The organism is Collinsella sp. LCP21S3_C7 (genome assembly GCF_052118485.1).
In the GTDB taxonomy this organism is placed as follows: domain Bacteria; phylum Actinomycetota; class Coriobacteriia; order Coriobacteriales; family Coriobacteriaceae; genus Collinsella.
Genome location: NZ_JBQKHC010000054.1, coordinates 1 through 710, shown reverse-complemented (window position 1 = coordinate 710; position 710 = coordinate 1). Strand labels below are relative to the sequence as shown.

1 rRNA gene is annotated in these 710 nt (G+C 54.6%); it reads right to left on the bottom strand.

Features of this window, described 5'->3' with window-relative positions:
- Positions 1-622 precede the first annotated feature (622 nt).
- Positions 623-710 (bottom strand): 5S ribosomal RNA (rrf, locus tag ACTQ1E_RS08835); the annotation flags it as partial.

Sequence of the window (710 nt, the reverse complement as noted above, 5' to 3'; positions counted from 1 at the left end):
CACGCCTGCGCCGGTTCCCGGTTCGACCGGGCCGCGCGGCAAGGAGATATATTGCCAGACCGGAGGGGCCCGCGGGGCGGGAATCCCGCACTCCATATTTTGTTCACAAATGAACCAGAGGGCCCTGGAATCCGACAGGGTCTAATCGACGAACATATATCTCAGACAGACCGTATGACCTCGGTGTTCATGCTGTCCGATGTATACGTATCGGTTATATACCCAAACCAGAATTAAATAGCACCTAGGAGATAGATTGCGACGGTTCCCCTTATAAAGCCATTACGCGACAAAGGACCCCGCCAGACAGCGCTGGAGCCCCATTAGTGTGCAATCCTAGCCGAAAGACGTGAAACGCGAGAAAAGATTGATTTGGAATCTAAATTGGCAGATCCATCTAGGAAATACGCAACCAGCCAAAGGAGCGTTCCTAAGTGCGGACTGTAAAGAACGAGTCCCAAAAACAGGCCTCGAAAAGAATCAACCCACTTCATATGCTATTGCGACTTCAGAATAAAGAAATCAACTATCTAGAGCCACGGATCAATACAAACGCAAAAAAGGGGGAGGCCGCGAGGCCTCCCCCTTCTCAGTCCAATCGCACGGCTCGGTGCCGTCCACCGGTCAGCGGCGCCCTGGCCTCCCACGGGCTGGCCCCGCAGTACTCTCGGCGCGATGGGGCTTAGCTTCCGGGTTCGGAACGGGACCGG